Here is a 26,676-nt window from a genome sequence, read left to right on the forward strand (position 1 = left end):
GGGCTCGGGTACTGCTTCTCTCCCTCTCAGCGGGGGGGAGGTATTTTTTTGTTTGCAGTCGGGGAAGCCGATGACGAAGAAATCACCCAATCCCGTCGACAAGCATGTCGGCAGCCGGGTCCGCATGCGACGCATGATGGTCGGGATGAGCCAGGAAAAGCTCGGCGAGAGCCTCGGCATCACCTTCCAGCAGATCCAGAAATACGAAAAAGGCACCAACCGCATCGGCGCCAGCCGCCTGCAGAATATCTCGCAGGTGCTGTCCGTGCCGGTGGCGTTCTTCTTCGAGGGCGCGCCCTCGATGAACGCTGAGGCCGGCGGCTTCGCCGAGGACGCCTCGCCCGCCTATGTCTCGGATTTCCTGGCCTCCTCGGAAGGTCTGGCGTTGACCCGCGCCTTCCTCAAGATCGCGGATTCCAAGGTCCGGCGCCGCATTGTCGACCTCGTTGAGGCGCTGGCCGAACCCACGCCGGCGACCTGAACGGCGCACGCGCTCCGTTCTGTTTTCCGAACGAATCCGACGTTAAAACCTTGACCGTCCCGACCGCGCTTGCAAAAGATGCGCGGCCGGGCGCGGGTTTAAGCGCCGGTCGACAATCGAGGAGCCGACTCGTGTCCCGCCAAGCCTATCTCTTCACCAGCGAATCCGTTTCCGAAGGCCACCCGGACAAGGTGTGCGACCGCATCTCCGACGAGATCGTCGACGCCTTCTTCAAGCATGGCCCGGAGTTCGGCTGGGACCCGAGCCATCTGCGCGTCGCCGCCGAAACGCTCGCCACCACCAACCGCGTGGTGATTGCCGGCGAGACGCGCGGCCCGGCGCAGCTGACCAAGGATTTCCTCAGCCACATCGCGCGCCTCGCGATCAAGGATATCGGCTACGAGCAGGAAGGCTTCCACTGGGAGAAGGCGGCGATCGACGTGCATCTGCACGCGCAGTCCGTCGACATCGCCCAGGGCGTCGATTCCGCCGGCAACAAGGATGAGGGTGCCGGCGACCAGGGCATCATGTTCGGCTATGCCTGCCGCGAGACGCCCGAACTGATGCCGGCGCCGATCTACTACGCGCACAAAATCCTCAAGCTGCTCGCCGAGGCCCGCCATTCCGGCGAGAGCACCGTGCTCGGCCCGGACGCCAAGAGCCAGGTGACGGTGCGCTATGAGGGCGGCAAGCCGGTCGAGGTGACGCAGATCGTGCTCTCGACCCAGCATCTTGACGCCGACCTGTCCTCGCACGACGTGCAGAGCATCGTCGAGCCCTATATCCGCCAGGCGCTGCCCGATGGCTGGATCACCCCGGCGACCGTGTGGCACGTCAACCCGACCGGCAAGTTCGTCATTGGCGGACCGGACGGCGATTGCGGCCTCACCGGCCGCAAGATCATCGTCGACACCTATGGCGGCGCGGCCCCGCATGGCGGCGGCGCCTTCTCCGGCAAGGACCCGACTAAGGTCGACCGCTCGGCCGCTTATGCCGCGCGCTACCTCGCCAAGAACGTGGTCGCCGCCGATCTCGCCGACCGCTGCACCATCCAGCTCGCCTATGCGATCGGCGTCTCCGACCCGCTGGCGGTCTATGTCGATCTCTACGGCACCGGTCGGGTCGAGGAAGCCAAGCTGGAGACCGCCCTGCGCGAGGTGATGAATCTGCGCCCGCGCGGCATTCGCGAGCATCTCGGCCTCAACAAGCCAATCTATGCCCGCACCTCCGCCTATGGCCATTTCGGCCGCGCCCCGGACGCCGATGGCGGCTTCTCCTGGGAGCGGACCGATCTCGTCGAGGCACTGAAGTCCGCCGTCGGCTAAAGTTTGCGCCCGCGCGATTGCGCGCGGGATTCAGTGTGCTTATGCGGGGCGGTCCATTGCGGGTCCGCCCCGCCTTCGTTTCGAGTGTCCGCATGACCGCCGACGATGATTCCCGCCGCCCCGGCGAGCCCCCGCGCGAGCACGCCTTCTATGGCCGGCGCAAGGGCAAGAAGCTGCGCACGGCGCAGGCCGCTCATCTCGCCGCCGACCTGCCGCGCCTGTCCATCGCGCTCGACGAGGCGGGCGCCGGCCCGCTCGCCGCGCTGTTCCCGCATCCCGTGCGCGCGGTGCGGCTGGAAATCGGCTTCGGCGGCGGCGAGCATCTGGTCTCCGAGGCGGCCCGCCACCCCGATATCGGCTATATCGGCGCCGAGGCGTTTCTCAACGGCATCGCCAAGGCGACGGCGCTTGTGGCCGAACGCGGCCTCAGCAATGTGCGGCTCTATGGCGACGACGTGATCCCGCTGCTCGACCGCCTGCCCTCGGGCGCGCTGGAGCGGATCGACCTGCTCTATCCCGACCCCTGGCCCAAGCGCCGGCACTGGAAGCGTCGCTTCGTGCAGGCGGACAATATCGACCGCTTCGCCCGACTTCTCGCCCCTGGCGGGCATTTCCGCTTCGCCACCGATATCGAGCATTATGCGGCGTGGACGCTGCGCCAGTTCCTCGCCGATTCCCGTTTCGACTGGACGGCGGAGCGTGCCGACGACTGGCGCCTGGCCTGGGACGGCTGGCCCGGCACGCGCTACGAGGCCAAGGCGCTGCGCGAGGGACGGCGGCCGGGATACTACGAGTTCCGGCGCCGCTAATTACCGCCTAGTGTGGGAACCTGGAGGCCGGCGCGCGCGTTGACCGGCACGTCCCCCGTTACGTTCCTCACCCGGAGACTTTCGATGGCTCAGCCCAACCCGCAGGACGATTTCGCCAAGCTGTCCGCCGACCTCGCCACCCTGCGGGGCGATGTGGCAAAGCTCACCGAAACGCTGACCGCCCTCGCCCGCTCGGAAGGCAGCGCGGCGGCGGACGCCATCACAGGCCGCATCCGCTCCGGTGCCGCGCGCGCCGAAGCCGCCGCCTCCGGCCTCGCCGAGGAAGGCTATGCGGCGCTGCAGGAGGCACGGACGCGGGCGCAGGCGCTCTCCGGCGATCTCGGCGCCACCATCGAACGCAACCCCTATGGCTCCGTGCTCGCGGCGCTGGGCGTCGGCTTCCTGTTCGGCCTGCTGTCGCGGGGCAAGTGATGCTCCGCCTCCTCTTGGCGATCTTCGGGGCGGAAATCCGCCTCACCCTGCGCAGGGCCGCACGCACGGCCCTGCTCTGCGCGATTGGCGGGCTGCTGGTCGCGATGTCGGCTGTCTTTTTCCTCATCGCCTCCTTCATCGCGCTGGCGGACCGCTATGACGCGCTCACCGCCGCACTGATCATCGGCGGCGGCCTGCTGGCGCTCGGCGTGATCTTCCTGCTGGTGGCGCTGACGCGGCGGCAACGCCGCCCGGTCGGCTTCGGTGGGTACGGGGCCTATGGTGGCTATGCCGCCCCGCCGGCGGCGCCCATCGTTCCTCCGGCGGCACCGCTCGCGGGGGGCCCGGCTGTACCTCCCGCCGGTGTGAAGACCGTGCTTGGAATTGCGGCGGGCGCGGCGCTTATCGGCCTTATTCTTGGCCGACGCGTCTGAAAATGTGGCGCCGGGCTCGCAAGGGCCCGGTCCGCATTAGGCTCCCGTTATTGCAGGGGCAGCTAAAAAGGACCAATCTGCCATGAAGGCCGGAGGCTGGCGTCCCGTTGACGGGGACCCGGCTGTGCCGTTTGCCGCAGGAGGTTCTAACTTGACGTTTCGACGTTTGTCGCTGCGGCCGGGAGCGGCCATTCTCGCCACGCTCACGGCATTGGGCGTCGCCCTGCCCGCCTGGGCCGACGCCCCTCCGGCAGACTTCATTGCGCGTTCCTCGCCGGCCGGCAATTACCTCGCCGCGCGCCTCGCCATCAATGAGCGCGACACGGCGGCGGCGGCGGCCTATTACCGCGAACTCGCCCGCCTGTTCCCGCGCCAGCGCGACCTGCAGGAACGCGCCTTCCTCACCTTGCTGGCGGAAGGCTCGATCGACGAGGCGGTGGACCTCGCCCAGCGCCTGGTGCGCATCGACCCGGAACACACGCTCGCGCGGCTGGTTCTCGGCGTGAAGGCCATCAAGGCCAAGCAATATGTCACCGCCCGCAGCAATCTGCGCCGCTCCGGCCAGGGCGCCATCGCCGAGCTGAACGCCACGCTGCTCAGCGCCTGGAGCCAGTTCGGCTCCGGCGACGCACGCGCCGGCGTCAAGGCCATCGACGCGCTGCAGGGCCCGGAATGGTATGACGGCTTCAAGGATTTTCACGCCGGGCTGATGCTCGACGCCGCCGGCGTGAAGAAGGAAGCCGGCCAGCGCCTGGAAGCCGCCCTCAAGCGCGACCCGCGCACGCTGCGCGTCGTCGACGCCTATGCGCGCTGGGCCTCGCGCAATGCCGGCAAGTCGGAAGCGATCGCCACCTATGAGGCGTTCGACAAGCTGGTGCCCGGCGACCCGCTGGTGGCGCGCGCGCTGGCGGAGCTGAAGGCGGGCAAGACGCTGCCGCCGCTGGTCAGCACCCCCACCGCCGGCGCGGCGGAAGTGCTGTATGGCCTCGGCGCCGCGCTCGGCCGCCAGGGCGGCGAGGATCTCGCCCTCGTCTATCTCCAGCTCGGCCGCTGGCTCGACCCCTCGCAGCCCTTGATGGCGATCACCCTCGCCGACCTGTTCGAGACGATGAAGCGGCATGAGGACGCTATCGCCCTCTTCGCCTCCGTGCCGGATTCCTCGCCGTTCAAGATGAATGCTGAGGTGCAGCGCGCGCTGAACCTCGACGCCGTCGGCAAGCATGACGAGGCGCTCGCCGTGCTGAAGAAGGTGGTGGCGGCGGATGTGAAGGACCAGCGCTCGATCATGGCGCTGGGCGACGTGCTGCGCGCCAATGAGAAGTTCGCCGAAGCCGCCGCCGTCTACACCACCGCCATCGACCAGCTCGGCACGCCGCAGTCCAAGGACTGGGTGCTCTATTATTTCCGCGGCACCTGCTATGAGCGGACCAAGCAGTGGGACAAGTCCGAGGCGGACCTGAAGAAGGCGCTGCAGCTCAGCCCCGACCAGCCGCATGTGCTGAACTATCTCGGCTATAGCTGGATCGACCAGGGCATCAATCTCGAGGCCGGCACCGACATGATCCGCAAGGCGGTTCAGCTGCGCCCGGATGACGGCTTCTTCATCGACAGCCTCGGCTGGGCCTATTACCGTACCGGCCATTATGACGACGCGGTCCGCGAACTGGAGCGCGCGGTCGAGCTCAAGCCGAACGAGGCGGTGATCAACGACCATCTCGGCGACGCCTATTGGAAGGTCGACCGCAAGCTTGAAGCCCGCTTCAAGTGGAACCATGCCCGCGACCTGAAGCCGGAACCGGACGAGCTGGTCGATATCGAGCGCAAGATCGCGGTGGGTCTCGACGAGGCCGAGCGCATCAAGGCCGGCAAGGACGCGACGCAGAAGACCGAGGCGGCACCCGCCCCCGAGCCGCAGAAGGCCGCGGTGGAGAAGACGCAGGACGCCGCCAAGCCGGGCAATGGCGGCTGACGCCGCCTTTCGCACGGCCGGGATAAAAAGAGGGGCGGGTCCGGTGGGACCCGCCCCTTTTCGTTGATAACGGCCAGCGCCGGTCAGGCGGTGGCGGGGCGGCCGAGGAAGAACAGCGGGCGCGAGCGCAGGGCGAAGGCGCCGTCGCCGATCAGCCAGAGCGCAAAGGAGGCGACGATCAGGAAGCCGGGATATTCCCAGCCGCCGCCGGCGGCGGAGAACAGCCAGCCATTGGGAATGTGCACGCTCATCGCTCCGGCCATGACCGGGATGAGCAGCAGCGCGACATGGCGGGCATAGATTCCGGTGATGATCAGCACGCCGCCGATGAGTTCGGCGAGGAACACCGGCCAGGCCAGCGCTTCCGGCAGACCGAGGCTGCCGAGGAAGCCGGCAAAGCCGGGAATGGTGAAGACGACATATTTCAGCAGCGCGTGGGTCACCCACATCAGGCCGAGGGCGACGCGGAGGACGAAGGCGCCATAGGGCGCGGAACGGGAATCGATCATGGCGGGTCTCGCGGGAGCGTTGAGGAGAGAAGCAGGCAGCGCCTGTCATGTCCCGGAGGTAACCCAACGCTCGGCGCAAGACGATAGCCGCCAATACCGGAGCGATCTTGCAAATCCGCAATATCGTAGCGATTGACAGCCGCGCGCAGGGGCGTCAGCGCCCTCGCCGGCAAAGGCCCGGCGGCATCACTTCTCGGAAACGACCTCGGCGGTCATCTGCGCGGCGGCGCTGTCCTCGGCCAGCTTGGCCGGGGTCGGTGCCGCCTTGGGCGCCACAGCGCGCTCGGCGAGGCGGGTACGGCCGCTGCCGCCGCGCTTGAACTCGCACCACAGCCGGTCGGCCCCGGCGAGATTGCCACGGAAGCTGACCTTGTCGGTCTTTTCCAGCTCGAAGCAGGGCTGGAAGGCGACGCCCTTGAGCTTGGCGCATACCGATTCCCCGCGCACCATGATGGTGCCGGCGGGCAGGGTGACATAGCGCGTATTGCCCTTGCCACGGATCTGGATGGTGCCGGCGACGGAACCGTCAGGGAGGATGCGCCCCGCTCCTACCGTGCCCTCATAGCAGGTGTAGGAGAAGGTCTGCCCGATGACGAAGCGCTGCGCCTCCTGCGCCGTCAGCGTCTCGGCCGAGGCGGACATCGGCAGCGCGGCGGTGGCAGCGAGAAGGGCGGCGGCCGGCAGGGCAGAACACAGACGCATGAGGGTTTCCATCGCTCCGGGAGTTTTCACGATGCGCTGCGATGGACCCATCTTGTCAAGGCCGCACGGCGAATCACCCCCTCTCGCCGGGGCACGCAACGGGCCTTGTGTGGCTCCCTCGCAACGCTGTCGGTACCACGATCCCTAGGGTGAACGATCGCGGTTAACAGCTGGCAAATGCGCGCCATCCCTCAACTCGCCGCCGGCACCGCGCCGCGCGCCACCGGCTTCTCGACGATGGGCAGGTTGATGGCGGCGGAGGCGAAGCTCAGCGCCACCGACAGCCACCAGACGAACTCATAGGAGCCGAGCTTCTCATAGAGCAGCCCACCGAGCCACACGCCAAGAAAGCCGCCGACCTGGTGGCTGAAGAAGGCGAAGCCGTAGAGCATGGCGAGATAGCGCGTGCCGAACATCAGCATCACCAGCCCGGAGGTCGGCGGCACGGTGGAGAGCCAGAGCAGCCCGAGCACGATGCCGAAGCCGATCGCCGTCACCGGGCTCGCCGGCAGCAGCACGAAGGCGATGATGGCGAGGCCGCGGGCGAAATAGATCGCCGCCAGCAGATAACGGCGCGGCATGCGGCTCGACAGCCAGCCCGAGCCGAGCGAGCCGACCATATTGGCGAGGCCGATCACCGCCAGGGTCCAGCCGCCCACGGTGATGGAGAGGCCGCGATCGATGAGATAGGCCGGCAGATGGGTGGTGACGAAAGCGAGCTGGAAGCCGCAGGTGAAGAAGCCGAGCACGAGCAGCACATAGCTGGGATGGCGGAAGGCCTCGCCCAGCGCGGCGCCGATCGACTGCGGGCGCTCGCCGGCCTTGGGCGCGGCCGGCGCCCTGGACAGCGCCAGCGCCAGCGGCATGATCAGCAGCATGGCGAGGCCGAACACCAGCAGGGTCTGATGCCAGCCAATGGTGGTGTTGAGCCCGGCCGCCAGCGGCGGAAACAGGAACTGGCCGAAGGAACCGGCCGCCGTGCCGGCACCGAAGGAGAGCGGGCGCCACTTTTCCGGCAGCATCTTGCCGAAGGCGGCGAGCACGATGTTGAACGAACAGCCGGAAAGGCCGAAGCCGACCAAGACGCCGGCGGAGAGATGCAGCATGCCCGGCGTCGCCGAATAGGCCATCAGCACAAGCCCGGCGGCATAGAGCGCGGCGCCGAGGCACAGCACCCGCGTCACGCCGAAACGGTCGGCCACCGCGCCGGCGAAAGGCGTGCCGACGCCCCAGAGCAGGTTCTGAATGGCGATGGCGAGGCCGAACGTGTCGCGCCCCCAGCCATATTCGCCCGTCATCGGCAGCAGGAAGATGCCCGAGGAGGCGCGCGGCCCGAAGCTCAGCATAGCGATAAGGCAGCCGCACAGCACGATGAGCAGCGGCGCGCGGGCCGCAAGGCCGGGGCGGGGGGCGGATGTGGCGGACATCGGGGCCTCGATTCGGCACAGCGCGGCACGGCCGCCTTTGTGGCGAAAACTAGCGCCGGGAGGGCCGTGCTGGAAAACAAATAGTTTTCAGGACACGCATCAGCAAAACCGATCAAAGGTGCGAAGCACCCGGCAGACGGTGCCGGACTACAGCAATATGAGGCCATCGCGCCACACCTGCCCGCAATTCAAGCGGGTGACGGTCCCGTGATCGCGCGGTTCACGAACTTTGCCACGCTTCGCCTGTAGGTGAGGGTCATTGCCCCATTCGCCGTTCCCCCACCTCCTTCTCTCTGCGTGCGCCCCCATGCTTCTCGACCGTCGCCTGTTCCTGATCGCCTCGCCTCTCGCCCTCGCCGGCTGCGCCACCACGCGCGAGCCGGTGGCGAGCCGCGTCCTGCCCCCCGCCATGGACCCGCAATATCTGCGCATGTATGCGGCGATCAATGACGAGCCGTTCCCGGTGCCGGCGGTGGATCTGACGCAGATCGATCCGCGCTTTCTGCGCCAGGAAGTGGCCTATCCCACCCGCTATCAGCCGGGCACGATCGTGGTCGATCCCAATGAGCGCTTCGCTTATCTCGTCATGGCCAATGGACGGGCGCTGCGCTACGGCGTCGGCGTGGGGCGCGAGGAAGGCTTCAATTTCCGCGGCGAGGGCGTGGTCGCCCGCAAGGCGGAATGGCCGCGCTGGACGCCCACCCAGGCGATGATCGCCCGCGAGCCGGAGCGCTACGGCCCCTATGCCGGCGGCCTGCCCGGCGGCCCGACCAACCCGCTGGGGCCGCGCGCGCTCTATCTCTACAAGGACGGGCGCGACACCTATTACCGGCTGCACGGCACCACCGAGCCCTGGACCATCGGCACGCAGGTGTCCTCGGGCTGCATCCGCTTCATCAATCAGGACATCATCGACCTCTACCGCCGCGTGCCGACCGGCACCCGCGTGGTCGTGCTGCCGGCCGCCGGCACGCCGGTCGGCTGAGCCGGCCGCCTGGACGATCCGAGCATGCCCGGGCGAGGCCCGGGCATCGCGTCTGCGCGCAGCCTCGGCGAAGGGCCGGCAAGCCGGCCCAGCTCACCCCAGCCGGATCTCGAACGGCTCGTTCTCCATCGCCTCGCGGCCGCGGCCGATGGCGGCGATGGCGGCGCGCATGCGGCCCTGCCGGCCGAGCACGCCATCGGCGATCTCCACCAGCAGCGCGTTCGGCGTGGCGATGGGGGAGGCGGCGCGCAGCGCCTGCGCGATCTCGCCCTCGTCGCGTTCCGGCGCCAGCGCGCAGGCGGCGATATAGGCCGCGGCTGTCGAGCGGCTCACGCCGAGATAGCAATGCACCACCAGCGGCGCCTCACGCGGCCAGCGGCGGGCGAAGCCGAGAATCGCCTCGACATGGTCGAGCGAGGGGTGGATCAGCCCGTCCTGCGGGCTGAGAATATCGTTGAAGCCGACAAAGAGATGGTTCTCCGGTCGCACCGTGGCCGGCAGCGTCACCGGCGTCGCCACATTGATCACCGAGAGCACATGCTCGGCGCGGGTGCGGGCGACGGTTTCCTCCAGCCGCGAGAGCGGGCAGACATGGATCATGGGGCCTCCGCGACCAGTTCCTCGAAGCGCGCGAGGAAGCGGGCCTTGGCCTCGCCCGCGCTCCACGGGGTGAGGTAGTCCCGTTCCAACGCGCTGTCGAGCGGGCAGGGTGTGCCGAACAGCCGCCGCGCCTCCGGGATGGCGAAGCCGGCGAGCCGTGTCGCTTCCAGAAAGGCGCTGGCGCGGTCGGCCGCCTTCACCCGGGCCACCAGCGTCGCCGGCCACTGCGCCGGCAGGCCGAAGCGCAGGCTCACCGCCGCCAGCAAACGCGCCTCCACCGCCTTATAGTCGCCGCCGATCACCGCCTTGAACGGGCTGATCATGTCGCCGACCACATATTCCGGCGCGTCGTGCAGCAGCATGGCGAGCCGCCAGCGACGATCAATGTCCGCGCCCCGCGCCGCCGCCTGCCGGCGGGCGATGAGTTCCACCAGCACCGAATGCTGCGCCACCGAGAAAATGTGCTCGCCGGCCGTCTGGCCGTTCCAGCGGGCGACGCGGGCGAGGCCATGGGCGATGTCCTCGATCTCGATATCGAGCGGCGAGGGGTTGATGAGGTCGAGCCGCCGGCCCGAGAGCATGCGCTGCCAGGCGCGCACGGGTTTCGCCGTCGCAGGTCTGGCCGCCGCCACCTTCTTTGCGGGCGTCCTTGTGTCGGCAAGGCTCATCGCGCCGCCCTCACGCCCGCGCATCTTGGGCCGCCAGCCCGTGGCGGTGGCACGTGACGGCGTGGTCGTCCACCATGCCCACGGCCTGCATGAAGGCGTAGACGATGGTTGGCCCGACGAAGTTGAACCCGCGCTTTTTCAGCTCCTTCGACATGGCGATGGCCACGGGCGAGGTCACCAGCGCCGGATCGCCGGGCGCGCGGCGATTGTCGAGCACCGGGCCGTTGATGTCCCAGAGCAGCTTGGAGAAACCCGGCCCGCGCTCCTGAATGTCGAGCCAGACCTGCGCCGAGCGGATGGTCGATTCGATCTTGGATCGATTGCGCACAATGCCCGCGTCCTGCATCAGCGCCTCCACCTTGTCCGGCGTGTAGCGGGCGATGATCTCCGGCTGGAAGCCGTCAAACGCCGCGCGAAACCCGTCGCGCTTGCGCAAAATGGTGATCCAGGCGAGCCCGGCCTGGAAGCCATCGAGGATCAGCTTCTCGAACAGCGCCCGGTCGTCATATTCCGGCACGCCCCATTCCGTGTCGTGATAGGCAACATAGAGCGGATCGGTGCCGCACCAGGCGCAACGCGTCACGCCATCTTCATGCCTATGGACCTTCACGCCCCCTCCTCCGTGCCGGGAATGGGGAAGCGCGCCCAGGCCGGGCGTTCGGGCACCAGCGCCGCGCCGTCGGCTTCCACGATCTGTCCGGCGGCGCGCGCCTCCTCCAGCCGGTCGAGCCGGATCAGGGCGAGGGCGCGCCCGTCAATTCCCGAACCGATGCGGCCGAGGCTCTTGCCGCCCGCGGTGATCGGCGTGCCCTCGGCCGGCGGCGGGCCGCACAGCGCCATGGGGATGATGCGGGTGCGGGCGGTGCCGCGATGCTGCATGCGGCTGACGATTTCCTGCCCGACATAGCAGCCCTTGTCGAAATCGATCCCGTCGAGCTGGTCCATATCGGCCTCATGCGGGAAGGCATCGCCATAGAGAAAATCCTGCCCGCCCTCCGGCACGCCGAGGGCGATGCGGTGAGCCTGCCATTCCGCCTCCGGCACCATGGAAATCTGTGCCGCCTCGGCGGCGGGGAGCAGGAAGCGCCGGCCGAGCGCGGGCAGGCGCGGGTCGTCATAGGCAAGCGTGTCGATGAGCGGGCTCGCCCCGCCCCAGGCCACCGCGACGTTGAGGTCGTCGAGCAGGCCGATCTCCACCTTGGCCCGCAGCCGGTAGAGCTGCAGCCGCTTGAGCAGATCGGGCGCGACCGCGCGCGGGATATCGAGGCGGAAACCACCCTCCGTCGCCAGCACGATCATGTCGGCGACGATCTTGCCCTGCGGGGCGAGCAGCGCGGCATAGCGCGCCGCGCCGGGCGCGGGGGTGCGGGCGGTGAGCAGATTGTCGAGGAAATGCGCGGCGTCGGCCCCGGCGATGCGGGCGACGGCGCGTTCCTTCAGGATCGCGATCGGCATGGAGGCGCGCTCCGAACTTAAAGGGGCCCGGCTGGCGGGCAGGTTGTCCCGAGAGGTACGACGCGCGACGCCGACGGGCAAGCCTGAAGAAACGAAACGGGAACAGATCCTCACCGCCGTGCGGCCGCGACAGTCAATCCGGCGCGTCCCGGTTGCCCGGCTCACGGGGCGCCCCATCTTGAGGCGTGCGGGCCGGTCGCGGCCCCCATCATTCACAGGGAGATTTGCATGTCCGGCACCGTTCTCTTCACCGGCACCGCCACCGCCATCGGCGGCCGCAACGGCCATTCCCAGACCAGCGACGGCTCGGTCTCGGTCGATCTCGGCATGCCGAAGAACGGCGTGCTCGATTCCGGCAAGACCACGCCCGAGCATTTGTTCGCCACCGGCTATGCCGCCTGCTTCGGCTCCGCCGTCGAGGCGGTGGGCCACCAGAAGAAGCTCGACGTGTCCGGGGCCGCCGTCACCGTTGCGGTATCGCTGGTGAAGGGCGATGACGGCTACAGCCTCGCCGCCAAGCTCTCGCTGAAGGCCCCGGCGCTGACCCCCGAGCAGACCCAGGAGGTGCTGGAGGCCGCGCACCAGATGTGCCCCTATTCCAAGGCGACGCGCGGCAACATCCCGGTCGAGCTCAGCGTCGGCTGAGCCGCTCACCCGCGAAAGATGTCATCCCCGGGCCTTCGCCCGGGGATTTTCATGTCTGGACAGATGATTGGAGACGGCGGGGCGCCGCGCGCGCCCTCATGCCGTGCGGCGCAGCTCGCCCGTGCCGCCCTGAGCCACCAGTTCGCCGAGGCTCGGCAGCTCCACCGGCGCGCCGGTGGGGCTGACAAGGCCGCGCGCGCCGGCGAGCGCACCGGGCACCAGTTCCAGCCCGAGGAAACGGCTGCGGTCGAAGGCGCCGGGCAGCCACAGGCCCTCGGTCACCGCCGGGGCGAAGCCGAAGCGCGCATAATAGGGCGCGTCACCCACCAGGAGGATGGCGCCATGGCCGAGCCGGGTCGCCTCGCAGATGGCGGTGTTCATCAGCGCGCCGCCAAGGCCGCGGTCGCGGAACCACGGATGCACCGCCAGCGGGCCGAGCAGCAGCGCCGGGCGGCCGGGGCCGGCCGTGACGTGCCACAGGCGCAGCGTCGCCACCACCCGCCCGTCCGGGCCGTGCGAAGCGAAGGCGAGGCCTTCGGCCGGCTTGCGGCCTTCGCGCAGGCGCTCGCTGGTCTTGGCGAGGCGGGCGGCGCGGCCGAAGGCGAGGTCGAGCAGCGCCTCGCGCTGGGCGACATCGGCGGCGGTTTCCAGCGAGATGGCCGGGGTGGTGCGGGCGAGCGAAGAGGTGGACATGACGGCCTCCAACACCCGGGATGGACCGGGCAAAAGAGGGACAGGGAAAAGCGGTGATCTCATGCGTGCTTCGAGGCGGGCCGGAGGCCCGCACCTCAGCATGACGAGGAGGCAGAGCCCGCGTCATCCTGAGGTGCCCGCGCAACGCGCGGGCCTCGAAGGACGCAGGCGGTATCCGACCCGATGTCGGAATCCGCTCAGATCACATAGGATCGCAGCGGGTCGAAGCCGTTGAACGCCACCGCCGAATAGGTGGTGGTGTAGGCGCCGGTGGCCTCGATCAGCACCTTGTCGCCGATGGCGAGCGACACCGGCAGCAGGACCGGGGTCTTCTCGTACAGCACGTCGGCCGAATCGCAGGTCGGGCCGGCGAGCACGCAGGGCTCCACCGCATCGCCGTCGCGCGGGGTCACGATCGGGTAGCGGATCGCCTCGTCCATCGTCTCGGCGAGACCGCCGAACTTGCCGATGTCGAGATAGACCCAGCGCACCGAATCGCTGTCCGACTTCTTCGAGATCAGCACCACTTCGGCCTCGATCAGGCCGGCAGCGCCGACCATGCCACGGCCCGGCTCGATGATGGTCTGCGGGATGGCGTTGCCGAAATGCCGGGAAAGGGCGCGGAAGATCGCCTCGCCATAAGCTTCGGCGGCCGGCACGTCCTGCAGGTACTTCGCCGGGAAACCACCGCCGAGATTGACCAGGCTGAGCGAGAAGCCGCGCAGGGCGCACTCGCGGAAGATCGCGCTGGCCGAGGCCAGTGCGGAATCCCAGGCTTCGACATTCTTCTGCTGCGAACCGACATGGAAGGAGACGCCATGCGCCTCCAGCCCGTGCCGGTGGGCATGCTCCAGCACGTCAACGGCCATGTCCGGCTCGCAGCCGAACTTGCGCGACAGCGGCCATTCGGCGCCGGCGCCGTCGCACAGGATGCGGCAGAACACCTTGGAGCCGGCGGCGACGCGGGCGATCTTCTCGACTTCCTCGGTGGAATCGACCGCGAACAGCCGCACGCCCAGCTCGAAGGCGCGCGCCACATCGCGCTCCTTCTTGATGGTGTTGCCGAAGGAGATGCGGTCGGGCGAGGCACCGGCGGCGAGCGCCATCATGATCTCGGCGACCGAGGCGCAGTCGAAGCAGGAGCCCATCTCGGCCAGCGCCGAGAGAATGGCCGCGTCGGGGTTCGCCTTCACCGCGTAGAACACGCGGGTGTCCGGCAGCGCCCGGGCAAAGGCAGAGTAATTGGCGCGCACCACGTCGAGATCGACGACGACGCAAGGACCGTCCTCACGTCGGTTGCGCAGAAATTCGCGAATACGGTCGGTCATGGCGCTCTCCCACAGACCCGAAGCCTCGATCCAGATGAAGCGGACATGTGGATGCGACCACCCTCAAGCGGCGCCAATGGGCCGCGTTGATGGCAGGAATGCGCATCCGTCCGCCGGCCGCACGGCAGGAGCCGTTCGGCCGTTCGGAATAGAGCCGTGGCATCAAAGCGCCGCTGCGCGCATGTGGAGAGCGCCAGCGTCGTCCAATGCCTTCGCTTGGTACGGGAGACCCGACCGCACGCCCGGCAAGAAGTAGTGCCTCTTCAGTTTCCCGACCTTTGGAGGGCCGACAGAGACCAAAAAAGCCCGTACGTCGTTGCTTCAAGTCACGTTCCCCGCTGAGAGCGAGGTGCGCCGGTTTCGCCTCCGGCTACCGATCTGACTGGCGACTTTCCGGCCTCTTGTCCGGACTTCCGCCGATCGGCACGCGACCACAGGCACGTGCGAATGTTGGGCAGGACGGGATTTAGGGTTCTACGCTGTCATATGCAAGCGGCTTTTGCGATTTTTATCGCATGCGCCCGATATATCGGCATGCACACGCCGCAAGCGGTATCGCAGGGCGGCGCGGGGCTTGCCCCGGGCTTGCATGCCGCTTGCGTCAGCCTTCGACGAAGGGTTCGACCGACTTGGCCTTCACCACGAAGCGGTAGATGCAGTAGACGGCGAGCAGGGCGAAGGCGCCCTCGAAGATGAGTTCCCACATCAGGCTCGCCTGGAACAGGGCGGCGAGGGCCCAGCCGGCGGCAAGGCCGGCACCGATCAGCTCGGCGCCCAGCAGGATGGCGGCGCTCGCCACCGTGCTGACATTGTCCCAGCGAATGCGTCGGCCCGTGCTCATCGCGTCCCAATCCGTCTACTTCGGCGGGGCGCAACCTGCTATGCCCGGCGGCGCGGGTCAAGCCGCCGCGCGGCGGCAGGGGCGCAGGTGGAGTGCGGAATGGCTCACGATCAGGTTCACGAGAGCGCGCGTGCCGGCGCCGGCATGGTTGCCACCCCGCATCCGCAGGCGACCGAGGCCGGCCGCGCCGTGCTGGAAGAGGGCGGCAATGCGGTGGAGGCCGCGCTCGCCGCCGCCGCCGCGCTGGCGGTCGCCTGCCCGCATCTCGGCGGGCTGGGCGGTGACGGCCTGTGGTTGATTCGCAATCCCGCCGGGCGCGTTACCGTGATCGACGCCGCCGGCCCGGCGGGAGCGGGCGCCGACGTGGCCTTTTACCGGGCGCGCGACTTCGACGAGCTTCCGCAGCGCGGTCCGCTTGCCGCCCTCACCGTGCCCGGAACGGTTGGCGGCTGGATGCGGGCGCAGGAGGCCGCCCGCGCCCATGGCGGGCGTATGCCGATGCGGCGGCTGCTGGAAGCGGCGCTGGAACAGGCCCGCGCCGGGCGCACGGTCTCGCCCGGACAGTTCCGCGCCGCCACCCGGGCACGGGCCGCGCTCGACGCCGTACCCGGCTTCCGCGCCGCCTTTCTCGCGGCGGACGGCACGGTGCCGGAAGCCGGCACGCATCAGCCCTGCGCGCGGCTGGCCGATACGCTGGAACATCTGACCCTCGCCGGGCTCGACGACTTCTACCGGGGCGATGTCGCGCGCGAGATGGCGGTGGATCTGCAACGGGCCGGCAGCCCGCTCACCCGCGCCGACTTCACCGCCTATACCGCCCGCACCCGGCCGGCACTCAGCCTTAAGCTGCCAGGCCTGACGCTGTGGGCACCGCCCCCGCCGATGCAGGGGCTGGTGACGCTGCTGACCCTCGCGCTGTTCAGCCGGCTCGGCATCACCGAGGCCGAAGGCTTCGCGCCCGTCCATGGCCTGATCGAGGCCGGCGGACGGGCGCAGGAAATCGCCGCGCCGGCGCTCACCGATTCCATCGTGCTCAGCGCCGACCCGGCCGACCTCCTCGCCCCGGAAGCGCTGGCGCGCGCGGCGGCAGGGATCGACCTCCGGCGCGCTGCGCCGGCCCAGCGCCGAGCGGCCCCAGACATTGGCGGCGCGTGGATCGGCGCGGCCGATCAAGACGGTCTGGTGGTCTCCTGCGTGCAGTCGCTGCATGCGCCCTTCGGATCCGGGCTGGTGCTGCTGGCGACCGGCGTGCTGATGAACAATAGCGGCGCCGCCTTCACGCTCGATCCGCGCGCCCTCGCCCCGCTGCATCCCGGTCGCCGCCCGCCAGTGGCGCTGAGTGCCGGCCTCGCGTCGCTTGCGGACGGGCGCGTCATCGGCCTCGGCAGCGGCGGCGACGGCCCGGCGCTGACCGAGGCGCTCGTGCTCAGCCGCTACCTCGCCGGCGCCCCGCTCGGCGCCGCGCTTGCCGCGCCGCGCTGGCGGCGGGCCGACCGGCTGCTTCTGGAGGCGGGGTTTGACGAGCAGGTGGCCGACCGGCTCGCCGCCGCCGGTCACGATGTCGAGATCATCGACGTGCCATTTTCCGATGCGATGGGATGCGCCGGCGCGGTCGTGCGACATCCCGGCACGGCGGGGCTGGAAGCCGCGCATGATCCGCGCGGCGAAGGCGGCGCGGGCGGGGTGTGAGACGGCGGGTGAGCACCCCGCGACTTCATCGAACGGTCACAACAACATGCGAGACGCGCCGCCATGGACGTGATTCTCACCAATGCCCGCCTTGTTCTGGAAGACCGCGTGATCGACGGCACGCTGGTCCATGGGGAAGGGCGCATCCGCGCGATCGACGAAGGCCGCTCGCATCTTCCCGGCGCCATCGACTGCGAAGGCGCCTTCCTCGCGCCGGGACTGATCGACCTGCACACCGACGCGCTGGAAGGCCATTTCGTGCCGCGCCCCAAGGTGATCTGGCCGGATTCCCGCGCCGCCGCGCTGGCGCATGACGCGCAGATGGCCGCCTCGGGCGTCACCACCGTCTATGACGCCATCTGCGCCGGCGGCTTCGACCAGGCCAAGGCCGACCGCCGGGCGCTGTATGAAGTGATGCTGGACGCGGTCGATTCCGGCGTCGAGCGCCACCTGTTCCGCGTCGACCACCGCATCCATCTGCGCTGCGAGCTGACCGACCGCACCCTGCCCGATCTGGTCGACGCCGCGCTCGGCCGGCCGACGTTGGCGCTCGCCTCGCTGATGGACCACACGCCCGGCACCCGGCAATGGCGCAATGTCGAGCATCTCAAGGTCTATCTCACCGGCATCGGCAAGAGCGGCGGCGACATCGACGCCGAAGTCGCCGACCGGATCGAGCGCGCGCGTGGCGCGGTGGCGGAAAACTACCAGCGCATGGTGGCGCTGTTCGCCTCCTCGGGCCTCGTGCTGGCGAGCCATGACGACACCACGCCGGTCCATGTCGACGAGGCGCTGGCCGCCGGCTGCACCATCTCCGAATTTCCCACCACGCTGGAGGCGGCGCGCGCCGCCCGCGAGGGCGGGCTCGCCACCATTGGCGGCTCGCCGAATGTGGTGCGCGGCGGCTCGCATTCCGGCGGCGTGTCGATGCGCGAGGTGGCCCGCGAAGGGCTGCTCGACGCGCTCGCCTCAGACTATGTGCCGGCCAGCCTGCTGCAGGGGGCGCTGGCGCTGACCCGCACCGCCGACCTCTCCCTGCCCGACGCCCTCGCCCTTGTCACCGCCGCCCCGGCCCGGCTCGCCCGGCTGGAGGATCGCGGGCGGCTGGAAGCCGGGCTGCGCGCCGATCTCGTGCGCTTCCGCCTCGCGGAGGATACGCCCCGCATCGACGAGGTGTTCGTCGCCGGCCGGCGCGTGTTCTGAAAAGGGGTCGCCCATGACCGCGCAACCGAACCCCGCCACGTCGCCGGTCGAGGCCGCCGCCCGCCCGGCGACGCCGCGCTACGCGCTCTACTTCGCCCCGCCGGCGCAGAGTCCGCTCTGGCGCTTCGGCTCCGCCGTGCTCGGCTATGACGCGGAAGCGGGCACCCCGGCCCCGCCGCTGGCGCTGCGCCGCTTCGATGCCGCGCGCTGGAGGGAGATCACCGCCGAGCCGCGCCGCTATGGCTTCCACGCCACGCTGAAAGCCCCGTTCCGCCTCGCCCCCGGCCGGCGCGAAGCGGAACTCACCGCCGCCTGCGCCCGCTTTGCCGGCAACCGCGCCGGCTTTGCCTGCCCGGGCGTGACGCTGGCCAGCATTGGCCGCTTCCTCGCTCTGCGCCTCGCCGCGCCCAGCGCCGCGCTGGACCGGCTCGCCGCCGGCGCCGTGGCCGCGCTGGACGAATTCCGCGCACCGATGACCGAGGCCGAGCGCGAGAAGCGCCTGCGCGCCCCGCTCACCCCGCGCCAGCGGGAATATCTCGACCGCTGGGGCTACCCCTATGTGCTGGACGACTTCCGCTTCCACATGACGCTCACCGGCCCGCTGGAAGACGAGGAGCGGGCATTGGCGGAAGCGGAGCTGGCCGAGCATTTCGCCGCCAGCGGCGGCGACGGGCCGCTCATCGTGCGCGAAATCGCGCTTTACCGGCAGGAGACGGGGCCGTTTCGCCTCGTGGCCCGCTTTCCCTTCGGCAGCTGAAGGCAGGTCCGCCCCATGGCACAGAAGCTCGGCCCGGCGCCGACCGTCGATCCCACCGCCGAGGTCACCCGCTCGACGCTGGGGCGCTACACCGAGGTCGGCCCGCGCACCCAGCTGCTGGAAGTCGAGCTCGGCGACTATTCCTATGTCGTCAATGATTCCGACATCGCCTATGCGCGCATCGGCCGCTTCACCTCCATCGCGGCGATGACCCGGATCAATCCGGGCAACCACCCGATGCAGCGGGCGAGCCAGTCGCATTTCACCTACCGCGCCTCCGCCTATTTCGACGATGCGCAGGACGAGCCGGATTTCTTCGCCTGGCGCCGCGACCAGCCGGTGACCATCGGTCATGATGTCTGGATCGGCCATGGCGCCATCGTGCTGCCCGGCCGCCGCATCGGCGATGGCGCGGTGGTGGCGGCCGGCGCGGTGGTAACCAAGGATGTCGCGCCCTACACCATCGTCGCCGGCGTGCCGGCCAAGCCGGTGCGCGAGCGCTTCCCCGCCGCCATCGCCGCCCGCCTGCAGGCGCTGGCCTGGTGGGACTGGGACCATGCGCGCCTGCGCGCCGCGCTGGAGGATTTCCGCACGCTCGCCATCGAGGCGTTTCTGGAAAAGCACGGCGGGTAGCCCCGCCCCGCCCGACCCTCCCCACCCTTGCGCCGGCTGCGCCGCGCCGCTACGCCTTGGCGGCAACGCAGGAGAACGCCATGGCCGCCAGCGCACTTGATGTCGACGAGGTGCTCGCCCGCCGCCGGCTGCGGCGCAAGCTCGCCTTCTGGCGTGTGTTCGCGCTGCTGGTGGTTCTCTTCGGCGGGCTCGGCGCCTTTGCCTGGTGGAGCGACGGCGCGGTGCTGCCGCGCGCCTCCGCCCATGTCGCCCGCGTCACCATTGGCGGCGTCATCCGCAATGAGCGCGAGCGGATCGAGATGCTGGACGCCATCGGCAAGTCCGGCGCCAAGGCGGTGATCCTGTCCATCGACAGCCCAGGCGGCACGGTGGTCGGCTCGGCTGCGCTCTACGACGCGCTGCGCCGGCTGGCGGAGAAGAAGCCGATCGTCGCGGTGGTGGGCGGCATGGCCGCGTCCGGCGCCTACATCGCCGCGCTCGGCGCCGATCACATCGTCGCGCCGCGCAACGCGCTGGTCGGTTCAATCGGGGTGATCTTCCAATTCCCGAACTTCGCCGAGCTGATGAAAAATGTCGGCATCTCCTATGAGGAGATCAAGTCGAGCCCGCTCAAGGCCGCGCCCAACATGTTCGATCCACCGACCGAGGAGGCCCGCGCTGCCGTGCGCTCGCTGGTGGCGGACAGCTATGACTGGTTCAAGGGGCTGGTGGCGGAGCGCCGGCTGCTCGACGCCGACAAGCTCGCCCTCGCCGCCGACGGGCGGGTGTTCACCGGCCATCAGGCGCTGCCCATGCGCCTCATCGACGAGATCGGCGACGAGCGCACCGGCCGCGACTGGCTGGCGCGCGAGAAGGGGATCGACAAGGATCTTCCCATACGCGACTGGCACACCGACCGCGCCGGCGACGAATTCGGCTGGCTGCACGCGGTGACGGTGCGTGTGATGTCGTTGATCGGGCTTGAAGATATCGCCCGTCTCGTGGCAGATGCGGCGGGCGGGGCTGCGGAACAGGCCCGCCTTGACGGTCTTCTGGCCCTCTGGCACCCTCGCGGTGGCTAGACGGGGCCAAGAGCTTCCAAAATATAAATTTTTTGGAGTACCGACGAGCCGAACGGAAAAGGGGCCGGGGCGTCGATGATCAAGTCGGAATTGGTGCAGCGGATCGCCGAGGCGAATCCGCATCTTTATCAACGCGATGTCGAGAACATCGTGAATGCCATACTCGACGAGATCGTCGCGGCACTCGGCCGCGGCGACCGTGTCGAGCTGCGCGGTTTCGGCGCCTTCTCCGTGAAGGCGCGCCCGGCCCGTACCGGGCGCAACCCGCGCACGGGCGAGCATGTGGATGTCGACGGCAAGGCCGTGCCCTATTTCAAGACGGGCAAGGAAATGCGCGAACGCCTGAACGATGGCGTCGACCTCGAATAAGGCTGACCCGAAGGGAGAAGTCGTGCTGCGTCGTCTACTGCTGATCCTCATCGTCCTGCCGGTCTCGGTGGGGCTCGTCATGCTCGCCGTGGCCAACCGCCATCCGGTGTCGCTGGTGATCGACCCGCTCACCGGGGCCGGCGGCTGGTCGGTGGAAGCGCCGCTGTTCCTCGTCATCTTCGCCGCGATGATCGTCGGCGTGGTGCTGGGCGGCGTCGCGGCGTGGTTCAGCCAGGGCCGCTACCGCAAGGCCGCCCGCCGCTCCGCCCGCGAGGCGCGCTCGGCCCATGCCGAAGTGGAAGAACTGCGCGCCGCCCATCGCGACCCGGTGACGCGGCCGGTGCTCGCCCATCGTCGCGACGCGGCCTGACGGGACCTTCCCATGAGCGATGTGCGCTTCGTGTCGTCCGGCGAGATCGCCGGGCTGCTGACCTTTCCCGCGCTGATCGATGCGCTTGAGGCCGCCTTTCGCCGCCGCATCACCGTGCCGGTGCGCCATCACCACACCATGCCGCGCCCGGATGGCGACGCCACGGCGCTGCTGATGCCGGCCTGGACCAGCGAGGGCACGGACGACGACGTTTACGGCACCAAGCTGGTGACCGTGTTCCCCGGCAACGGTGCCCGGGGCCTCGAGAGCATCACCGGGCTCTATCTGCTCAATTCCGGCGCCACCGGCCAGCCGCTGGCGGTGATGGACGCGCGCACCCTCACCGTGTGGCGCACTGCCGCCGCCTCCGCGCTCGCCGCCCGCTATCTCGCCCGTGAAGATGCCACAAGGCTGGCGGTGATCGGCGCCGGGGCGCTCGCGCCCTATCTCGCCCGCGCCCATGCCAGCGTGCGACCGATCCGCACCATCACCATCTGGAACCGCACGCGCGCCAAGGCCGAAGCGCTGGCGGAAACCCTACGTGCCGAGGGCTTCGACGCCACGGCCGAGGCCGATCGCGGCGCAGCCATTGCCGGGGCCGATATCGTCACGTCAGCCACGCTCTCGCCGCAGCCGCTGGTGGAAGGGCGCTATCTCGGCCCCGGCCAGCATGTCGACCTCGTCGGCGGCTTCACCCCGATCATGCGCGAGGCCGACGACACGGCGATCCGCCGGACGCGTGTCTATGTCGACACCCGCGCCGGAGCCGGCAAGGAGGCGGGCGACATCGTCATCCCGCTGGCGAGCGGCGTGCTGGCGCCGGAGGACATTCAGGGCGATCTGTTCGAGCTGACCGCCGGCACCGCCAAGGGGCGCGGCAGCGCCGACGAGATCACCCTGTTCAAATCGGTCGGCACCGCCATCGAGGACCTCGCCGCCGCCGAGCTGGTGTGGAAGGCGCTGAAGGGCTGAGGAGCCGGCGCCGCATCGGCCGCCTGCGTCCTTCGAGGCCGGGCCGGGGCCCGGGCACCTCAGGATGACGGGCCGCCTTGTCGTGCATGAAGCTCCGTCATGCTGAGGCGCCGCCCGCAGGGGCGGCCTCGAAGCACGCACACCGCAGCAAGCCCGCGCCGCTCAATGCCCCGGCTTGCCCTGCGCCTTCACCCGCGCCGCGTCGAGCCGCTCGATGATCGCCTTCGCCACCAGCGTCACCAGCGCCACCAGGGTCAGCAGCGTCGCCACCGCGAAGGCGGCGACGGCGTTATTGTCCTGGTAGAGCAGCTCGATCTGCAGCGGCAGCGTGTTGGTCTGGCCGCGAATATTGCCTGACACCACCGACACCGCGCCGAATTCGCCCATCACGCGCGCATTGCACAAAGCCGCGCCATAGAGCAGGGCGAAGCGCACATTGGGCAGAGTGACGAGGCGCAGGATGCGCCAGCCCCCCGCGCCCAGCGTCACGGCCGCCTCTTCCTCCTCCGACCCTTGCGCGATCATCAGCGGGATCAGCTCGCGGGCGACGAAGGGGGCGGTGACGAACAGGCTGGCGAGGATGATCGCCGGCACGGCGAACATGATCTTGATGTCGTGCTCGCCCAGCCACGGCCCCAGCAGCCCCTGCGCGCCATAGACGAAGAGATAGGCGACGCCGGCGATGATCGGCGAGATGGAAAAGGGCAGTTCCACCAGCGCCACCAGCAGGTTGCGGCCGGGGAATCGGAACTTGGCGATGCACCAGGCTGCCGCGATGCCGAACCCGATATTGACCGGCACAACGATCAGCGCGGTGAACAGGGTCAGGCCGATGGCGTATTGCGTGTCCGGCGCAGCGAAGGAGGCGGCATAGGCAGCCATGCCGTGCTTGAACGCCTCGACAAAGATCGCCAGCAGCGGCGCCACCAGCACCAGCGCGGTGACGAGCAGCACGCCGCCCACCAGCACGCGCCGCGTCGCCGCCCCGTCGCCGACACGGATGCGGCCCGGCGTGGGCGCGGTGGCGGGGGGCAGGGAGGGGCCGGGAGACGGTGCGACAGCCATGCTCAATCCCCCGTGCCGACGCGGCGCTGCTGCCAGAGCTGGAGCATGTTGACCAGGAACAGCAGGACGAAAGCGAAACCCAGCAGCGTCGCGGCGATGGCGGCAGCGGCCGGGTAGTCATATTCCTCAATGCGGATGAAGGTCAGCAGCGACACCACCTCGGTCTTCAGCGGCAGGTTGCCGGCGATGAAGATGATGGCGCCGAATTCGCCCAGCGACCGCGCGAAGCCGAGCGAGGCGCCGGTGAGGAAGGCCGGCAGGATGGCAGGAAAGATGATGCGGGCGAAGATGCGCAGATCCGAGGCGCCGAGCGTTGCCGCGGCCTCCTCGACATCGGCGGCGAGATCCTCCAGCACCGGCTGCACCGTGCGCACCACGAAGGGGATGGAGGTGAAGGCCATGGCGATGGCGATGCCGAGCGGGGTGTAGGCGACATCGATGCCGAGCGCCGCCAGCGGCCCGCCGAACCAGCCATTCTTCACGAACAGTGCGGACAGGGCGAGGCCCGCCACGGCGGTGGGCAGGGCGAAGGGCACATCGACCAGCGCGTCGAGATAGCGCTTGCCGGGAAACTCGTAGCGCACCAGCACCCAGGCGAGAGCGAGGCCGTAGACGCAGTTGAACAGGGTCGCCAGCGCCGCGGTGGAAAGGGTGATGCGGAAGGCGGCCAGGGTGCGCGCCCCGCTCATAATGGCGAGATAACGGTCCCAGCCGACATCCAGCGCCTGCCAGACCAGCGCGCCGAGCGGCAGCAGCACGATCAGGCTGAGATAGAGCACGGTGATGCCGAGCGAGAGCGAGAAGCCCGGTATGACACGGTTCAACGGTCGGCTCCTTGCGACGGTGGCACCGAACGGGATCGGGCAGCGGTGAAAAGGCAATGGCCGGGACGAGCCCGGCCATGCCGCAGTTCAACGGAGAAGTCCAGCACGAAACCGCTATTCACATGAACATGGCGTGCTAACGTACCCGCCTCAGGGGGCGACGAACAGCTCGTCGAGCTTGCCGCCGGAGGCGAAGTGGGTCTTCTGCGCATTGGCCCAGCCGCCAAACACATCCTCGGCCTTGAGCAGGCGGACGGGGACGAACTTGGCCTTGAACTCCTCGGCGACCTTGGGGTCGACGACGCGGTTGTTGAACTCGGCGGCGACCTTCTGGCCCGCGGGCGAATAGAGATAGGTGAGATAGTCCGTGGCGATCTGGCGCGAGCCGCGCTTGTCGACCACCTTGTCCACCACCGCGACCGGGAATTCGGCGAGCAGGCTCACCTCCGGCACCACGACCTGGAACTTCTTGTCCTTGTAGGCGTCCTTCACGCCGATCACCTCGGCCTCGAAGGTGATGAGCACGTCGCCCTGCTCGCGCTCGACGAAGGAGGTGGTGGCGCCGCGCCCGCCGGTGTCGAACACCACGACGTTGGAGAGCAGCTTCTTGGCGAAGGCATCGGCCTTGGCCACGTCGCCGTTGAACTTCTCCAGCGCGAAGGCATAGGCGGCGAGGTAGGTGTAGCGCGCATTGCCCGAGGTCTTCGGGTTGGGGAACACCAGCTTCACGTCGTCGCGGACGAGGTCGTCCCAGTTCTTCACGTTCTTCGGGTTGCCCTCGCGCACGAGGAAGGCCGGGAAGGAGTACCAGGGGGAGGAGCCGTTGGGCAGGCGGCTCTGCCAGTCCTTGGCGACGAAGCCCTTGTCGACGAGGAAGGTGATGTCGGTGATCTGGTTGAAGGTCACCACGTCGGCCTCGAGACCCTCGACGATGGAGCGCGCCTGCTTCGACGTGCCGGCATGGCTCTGGTTGACCTTGATCTCCTTGCCGGTCTTCGCCTTGTAGGCCGGCTCGAACTGCTTGTTCTCGGCGTCGAACAGCTCGCGCGCGACATCATAGGAGGCGTTGAGGATCTGGTTCGGCTCCTGCGCGTGGGCCTGCGGCACGGCGAGGGCGAACGGCGCCAGCGCAGCGGCGAGGGTCGCGGTCAGGATCAGGCGGCGCGAGAGGCGCATGGGCAGTCTCCACGAACGGGCGCGACGGGGGCGTCGCAGCCACATATACATACAAATGACGTGAATAAAATTATTTCACACTTAAGTTTGTGTAGCACGCAGGCTGCCGCAGCGAAAGAGGGGAATGTCGCGTGGTCCGGCACAGTGGCGGCAAGCGGGGCTCAGCGGCGCGCAAGAGCCCGGCGCGAGAGCGCGACGTGCCGGCTGATATAGGCCTCGCAGCCCAGCGCGCCGGCGATCATCCGGCGCTGGGCGGCGACCGCGCGGGCGTCGCGCCGGGCGGGATCGGCGGCCAGCTCGCGCACCGCCGCCCGCAGCGCGGCGGCATCGCCCACCGGCACATAGGTCGCCTCCGCCTCGTCGAAATAGGCGTCGAGCCCGCCGGTGCGGGTGGCGACCAGCGCCAGACCACACAGGGCCGCTTCCTGCAGCACGGTGATGCCGCTCGCGTGCAGGTTCGCCTTCAGCGGCACCACCAAGATTGAACTCGCTGCGTAGAGCCGCAGCAATTCGTCATTATGGGCCGGTGCGACGACCCGGACATTGGCGTGCGGCCGGGTCAGGCGCGGGTCAATGCTGCGCGAGACGATGGTGAGCTCGACATCGTCCTGGCTTCCCAGCGCCGCCAACAGCGTCGCCCAGTCGCGGTGGCGGTCATTGCCGACGCTGAGCACCTTGACCGGCCACGCTGGCGCGCGCAGCGGGGGAAATACGGTCTCATTGGGAATGCCGAACAGGACCAGTTCGGCATCGGGGCGGCCGAACACCTCCTGCGCGCGGCGCCGATTCTCCGGGGAATGGAAGGTCAGCACATCGACCCGCCGGAGCAGCCACCGGTAGAGCGGACGGTGGAGCGGCGACACCCGCCGCCACTCATCCATCAGCCACACCGACTGGCCGAGGAGCTTGGGCCGGGACGAACGCCTCGTCAGCGAGAGCAGCATCGCCACCGCCAGAAACTGGGCCTCGGTGTGCGTCCACACGATATCGGCCCGGAAGATCTCCGCCCGGTTGCGAAGGGCGTGGACGAGGTCGAAGCCCAGCGCCAACCGCAGCGCGCCGCGCAGGCCCTTCCCCAGCAGCCCCTCACGACCCGCGGACGAGAAGTGGACCTCGCAGCCCTGGCGCTCGGCGCGCCGGTAGCCATAGGGCGAGGGGTCGTTGATGCCGATGAGCGTACCGCTCCGCTGGTTCCGCTCCCATTCGGCCGCGTCCTGGCCGCGCGAAAGCTGCACGAAAACCCGGATCGGTGGA

General features: G+C 69.2%; 30 protein-coding genes. 16 read left to right on the forward strand and 14 right to left on the reverse strand.

All coding sequences use genetic code 11. The features are described from left to right. Positions 1-70 precede the first annotated feature (70 nt). From ACP2AH_RS17840 to ACP2AH_RS17865, 6 genes are all read left to right on the forward strand, one after another. A complete protein-coding gene (locus ACP2AH_RS17840; protein WP_421698862.1) occupies positions 71-481 on the forward strand; it encodes a helix-turn-helix domain-containing protein in 411 nt (136 codons plus the stop codon). 131 nt (positions 482-612) lie between these two features. Further along, positions 613-1,806: a methionine adenosyltransferase gene (gene metK / locus ACP2AH_RS17845; RefSeq protein ID WP_421698863.1), complete on the forward strand. Its 1,194-nt coding sequence runs from the start codon at positions 613-615 to the stop codon at positions 1,804-1,806. Positions 1,807-1,898: 92 nt separating this feature from the next. Beyond that, positions 1,899-2,615, forward strand: coding sequence for a tRNA (guanine(46)-N(7))-methyltransferase TrmB (gene trmB / locus ACP2AH_RS17850; RefSeq protein ID WP_425107014.1), 717 nt, complete (start codon positions 1,899-1,901; stop codon positions 2,613-2,615). 84 nt (positions 2,616-2,699) lie between these two features. Further along, positions 2,700-3,047, forward strand: coding sequence for a hypothetical protein (locus ACP2AH_RS17855; protein ID WP_307018766.1), 348 nt, complete (start codon positions 2,700-2,702; stop codon positions 3,045-3,047). Further along, positions 3,047-3,481 (forward strand): phage holin family protein, encoded by a 435-nt coding sequence (locus ACP2AH_RS17860; protein WP_425107015.1) that lies wholly within the window; start codon positions 3,047-3,049, stop codon positions 3,479-3,481. The genes ACP2AH_RS17855 and ACP2AH_RS17860 overlap by 1 nt, the downstream gene beginning before the upstream one ends. Positions 3,482-3,632: 151 nt before the next feature. Next, positions 3,633-5,450: a tetratricopeptide repeat protein gene (locus ACP2AH_RS17865; protein WP_425107016.1), complete on the forward strand. Its 1,818-nt coding sequence runs from the start codon at positions 3,633-3,635 to the stop codon at positions 5,448-5,450. An 83-nt stretch (positions 5,451-5,533) separates the two neighbouring features. On the opposite strand, the gene ACP2AH_RS17870 is transcribed toward ACP2AH_RS17865, so the two are convergent. The 3 genes from ACP2AH_RS17870 to ACP2AH_RS17880 all read right to left on the reverse strand — a co-directional run bounded on the left by ACP2AH_RS17870 (position 5,534) and on the right by ACP2AH_RS17880 (position 8,088). Next, a complete protein-coding gene (locus tag ACP2AH_RS17870) occupies positions 5,534-5,959 on the reverse strand; it encodes a DoxX family protein (RefSeq protein WP_425107017.1) in 426 nt (141 codons plus the stop codon). A 186-nt stretch (positions 5,960-6,145) separates the two neighbouring features. Next, positions 6,146-6,661: a hypothetical protein gene (locus ACP2AH_RS17875; protein WP_425107018.1), complete on the reverse strand. Its 516-nt coding sequence runs from the start codon at positions 6,659-6,661 to the stop codon at positions 6,146-6,148. A gap of 191 nt (positions 6,662-6,852) precedes the next feature. After that, positions 6,853-8,088, reverse strand: coding sequence for an MFS transporter (locus ACP2AH_RS17880; RefSeq protein ID WP_425107019.1), 1,236 nt, complete (start codon positions 8,086-8,088; stop codon positions 6,853-6,855). 307 nt (positions 8,089-8,395) lie between these two features. On the opposite strand from ACP2AH_RS17880, the gene ACP2AH_RS17885 reads away from it, so the two are divergent. After that, complete coding sequence (locus ACP2AH_RS17885; RefSeq protein WP_421698870.1) at positions 8,396-9,073, forward strand: L,D-transpeptidase; 678 nt, start codon at positions 8,396-8,398, stop codon at positions 9,071-9,073. Between the two features lie 93 nt (positions 9,074-9,166). On the opposite strand, the gene ACP2AH_RS17890 is transcribed toward ACP2AH_RS17885, so the two are convergent. Genes ACP2AH_RS17890 through ACP2AH_RS17905 form a run of 4 tightly spaced genes read right to left on the reverse strand, consistent with a single transcriptional unit; the run spans position 9,167 to position 11,796 of the window. Next, entirely contained in the window at positions 9,167-9,673 is a 507-nt protein-coding gene (locus ACP2AH_RS17890; protein ID WP_425107020.1) for a tyrosine phosphatase family protein, read from the reverse strand. Then, complete coding sequence (locus tag ACP2AH_RS17895; protein ID WP_425107021.1) at positions 9,670-10,341, reverse strand: YfbR-like 5'-deoxynucleotidase; 672 nt, start codon at positions 10,339-10,341, stop codon at positions 9,670-9,672. The genes ACP2AH_RS17890 and ACP2AH_RS17895 overlap by 4 nt, the downstream gene beginning before the upstream one ends. 10 nt (positions 10,342-10,351) lie before the next feature. Then, on the reverse strand, positions 10,352-10,951 hold the full coding sequence (locus tag ACP2AH_RS17900; protein WP_425107022.1) for a DNA-3-methyladenine glycosylase I: 600 nt from the start codon (positions 10,949-10,951) through the stop codon (positions 10,352-10,354). After that, positions 10,948-11,796, reverse strand: coding sequence for a YgfZ/GcvT domain-containing protein (locus ACP2AH_RS17905; RefSeq protein WP_425107023.1), 849 nt, complete (start codon positions 11,794-11,796; stop codon positions 10,948-10,950). Before ACP2AH_RS17905 ends, ACP2AH_RS17900 begins: the two co-directional genes overlap by 4 nt. A gap of 228 nt (positions 11,797-12,024) precedes the next feature. On the opposite strand from ACP2AH_RS17905, the gene ACP2AH_RS17910 reads away from it, so the two are divergent. After that, on the forward strand, positions 12,025-12,441 hold the full coding sequence (locus ACP2AH_RS17910; protein ID WP_425107024.1) for an Ohr family peroxiredoxin: 417 nt from the start codon (positions 12,025-12,027) through the stop codon (positions 12,439-12,441). 96 nt (positions 12,442-12,537) lie between these two features. Here the strand turns inward: ACP2AH_RS17910 and ACP2AH_RS17915 are convergent, their stop codons facing one another. From ACP2AH_RS17915 to ACP2AH_RS17925, 3 genes are all read right to left on the reverse strand, one after another. After that, complete coding sequence (locus ACP2AH_RS17915) at positions 12,538-13,134, reverse strand: GNAT family N-acetyltransferase (protein WP_425107025.1); 597 nt, start codon at positions 13,132-13,134, stop codon at positions 12,538-12,540. Positions 13,135-13,331: 197 nt separating this feature from the next. Continuing rightward, the gene (locus tag ACP2AH_RS17920; RefSeq protein WP_425107026.1) at positions 13,332-14,462 is read right to left on the reverse strand and encodes a type III PLP-dependent enzyme; all 1,131 of its coding nucleotides are present in this window, start codon (positions 14,460-14,462) and stop codon (positions 13,332-13,334) included. Between the two features lie 601 nt (positions 14,463-15,063). Further along, positions 15,064-15,303, reverse strand: a complete 240-nt coding sequence (locus ACP2AH_RS17925) for a hypothetical protein (protein WP_425107027.1) — start codon at positions 15,301-15,303, stop codon at positions 15,064-15,066. 99 nt (positions 15,304-15,402) lie between these two features. On the opposite strand from ACP2AH_RS17925, the gene ACP2AH_RS17930 reads away from it, so the two are divergent. From ACP2AH_RS17930 to ACP2AH_RS17965, 8 genes are all read left to right on the forward strand, one after another. Beyond that, on the forward strand, positions 15,403-16,992 hold the full coding sequence (locus ACP2AH_RS17930; RefSeq protein ID WP_425107028.1) for a gamma-glutamyltransferase: 1,590 nt from the start codon (positions 15,403-15,405) through the stop codon (positions 16,990-16,992). Between the two features lie 63 nt (positions 16,993-17,055). Next, the gene (locus ACP2AH_RS17935) at positions 17,056-18,195 is read left to right on the forward strand and encodes an alpha-D-ribose 1-methylphosphonate 5-triphosphate diphosphatase (protein WP_425107029.1); all 1,140 of its coding nucleotides are present in this window, start codon (positions 17,056-17,058) and stop codon (positions 18,193-18,195) included. A 13-nt stretch (positions 18,196-18,208) separates the two neighbouring features. Beyond that, positions 18,209-18,952, forward strand: a complete 744-nt coding sequence (locus ACP2AH_RS17940; protein WP_425107030.1) for a DUF1045 domain-containing protein — start codon at positions 18,209-18,211, stop codon at positions 18,950-18,952. 15 nt (positions 18,953-18,967) lie between these two features. After that, on the forward strand, positions 18,968-19,585 hold the full coding sequence (locus ACP2AH_RS17945; RefSeq protein ID WP_425107031.1) for a DapH/DapD/GlmU-related protein: 618 nt from the start codon (positions 18,968-18,970) through the stop codon (positions 19,583-19,585). 80 nt (positions 19,586-19,665) lie between these two features. Continuing rightward, on the forward strand, positions 19,666-20,646 hold the full coding sequence (gene sppA / locus ACP2AH_RS17950) for a signal peptide peptidase SppA (RefSeq protein WP_425107032.1): 981 nt from the start codon (positions 19,666-19,668) through the stop codon (positions 20,644-20,646). Between the two features lie 75 nt (positions 20,647-20,721). Continuing rightward, positions 20,722-21,015, forward strand: a complete 294-nt coding sequence (locus tag ACP2AH_RS17955; protein WP_244379899.1) for an integration host factor subunit beta — start codon at positions 20,722-20,724, stop codon at positions 21,013-21,015. A gap of 22 nt (positions 21,016-21,037) precedes the next feature. Then, the gene (locus ACP2AH_RS17960) at positions 21,038-21,385 is read left to right on the forward strand and encodes a LapA family protein (RefSeq protein ID WP_244379900.1); all 348 of its coding nucleotides are present in this window, start codon (positions 21,038-21,040) and stop codon (positions 21,383-21,385) included. A 12-nt stretch (positions 21,386-21,397) separates the two neighbouring features. Continuing rightward, on the forward strand, positions 21,398-22,357 hold the full coding sequence (locus ACP2AH_RS17965; protein ID WP_425107033.1) for an ornithine cyclodeaminase family protein: 960 nt from the start codon (positions 21,398-21,400) through the stop codon (positions 22,355-22,357). A gap of 162 nt (positions 22,358-22,519) precedes the next feature. Here the strand turns inward: ACP2AH_RS17965 and cysW are convergent, their stop codons facing one another. From cysW to ACP2AH_RS17985, 4 genes are all read right to left on the reverse strand, one after another. Continuing rightward, the gene (cysW, locus tag ACP2AH_RS17970; RefSeq protein WP_425107034.1) at positions 22,520-23,422 is read right to left on the reverse strand and encodes a sulfate ABC transporter permease subunit CysW; all 903 of its coding nucleotides are present in this window, start codon (positions 23,420-23,422) and stop codon (positions 22,520-22,522) included. A gap of 2 nt (positions 23,423-23,424) precedes the next feature. Beyond that, positions 23,425-24,246, reverse strand: coding sequence for a sulfate ABC transporter permease subunit CysT (cysT, locus tag ACP2AH_RS17975; RefSeq protein ID WP_421698884.1), 822 nt, complete (start codon positions 24,244-24,246; stop codon positions 23,425-23,427). A gap of 150 nt (positions 24,247-24,396) precedes the next feature. Further along, positions 24,397-25,422 carry a thiosulfate ABC transporter substrate-binding protein CysP gene (cysP, locus tag ACP2AH_RS17980; RefSeq protein ID WP_425107035.1) on the reverse strand — a complete coding sequence of 342 codons (1,026 nt, stop codon included), beginning with the start codon at positions 25,420-25,422 and terminating at the stop codon, positions 24,397-24,399. Positions 25,423-25,583: 161 nt separating this feature from the next. After that, positions 25,584-26,676: glycosyltransferase (locus ACP2AH_RS17985; protein WP_425107036.1), on the reverse strand; the 1,093-nt coding region annotated here is incomplete at its 5' end.

The organism is Ancylobacter sp., from assembly GCF_965249975.1.
Taxonomy (GTDB): Bacteria; Pseudomonadota; Alphaproteobacteria; order Rhizobiales; family Xanthobacteraceae; genus Ancylobacter.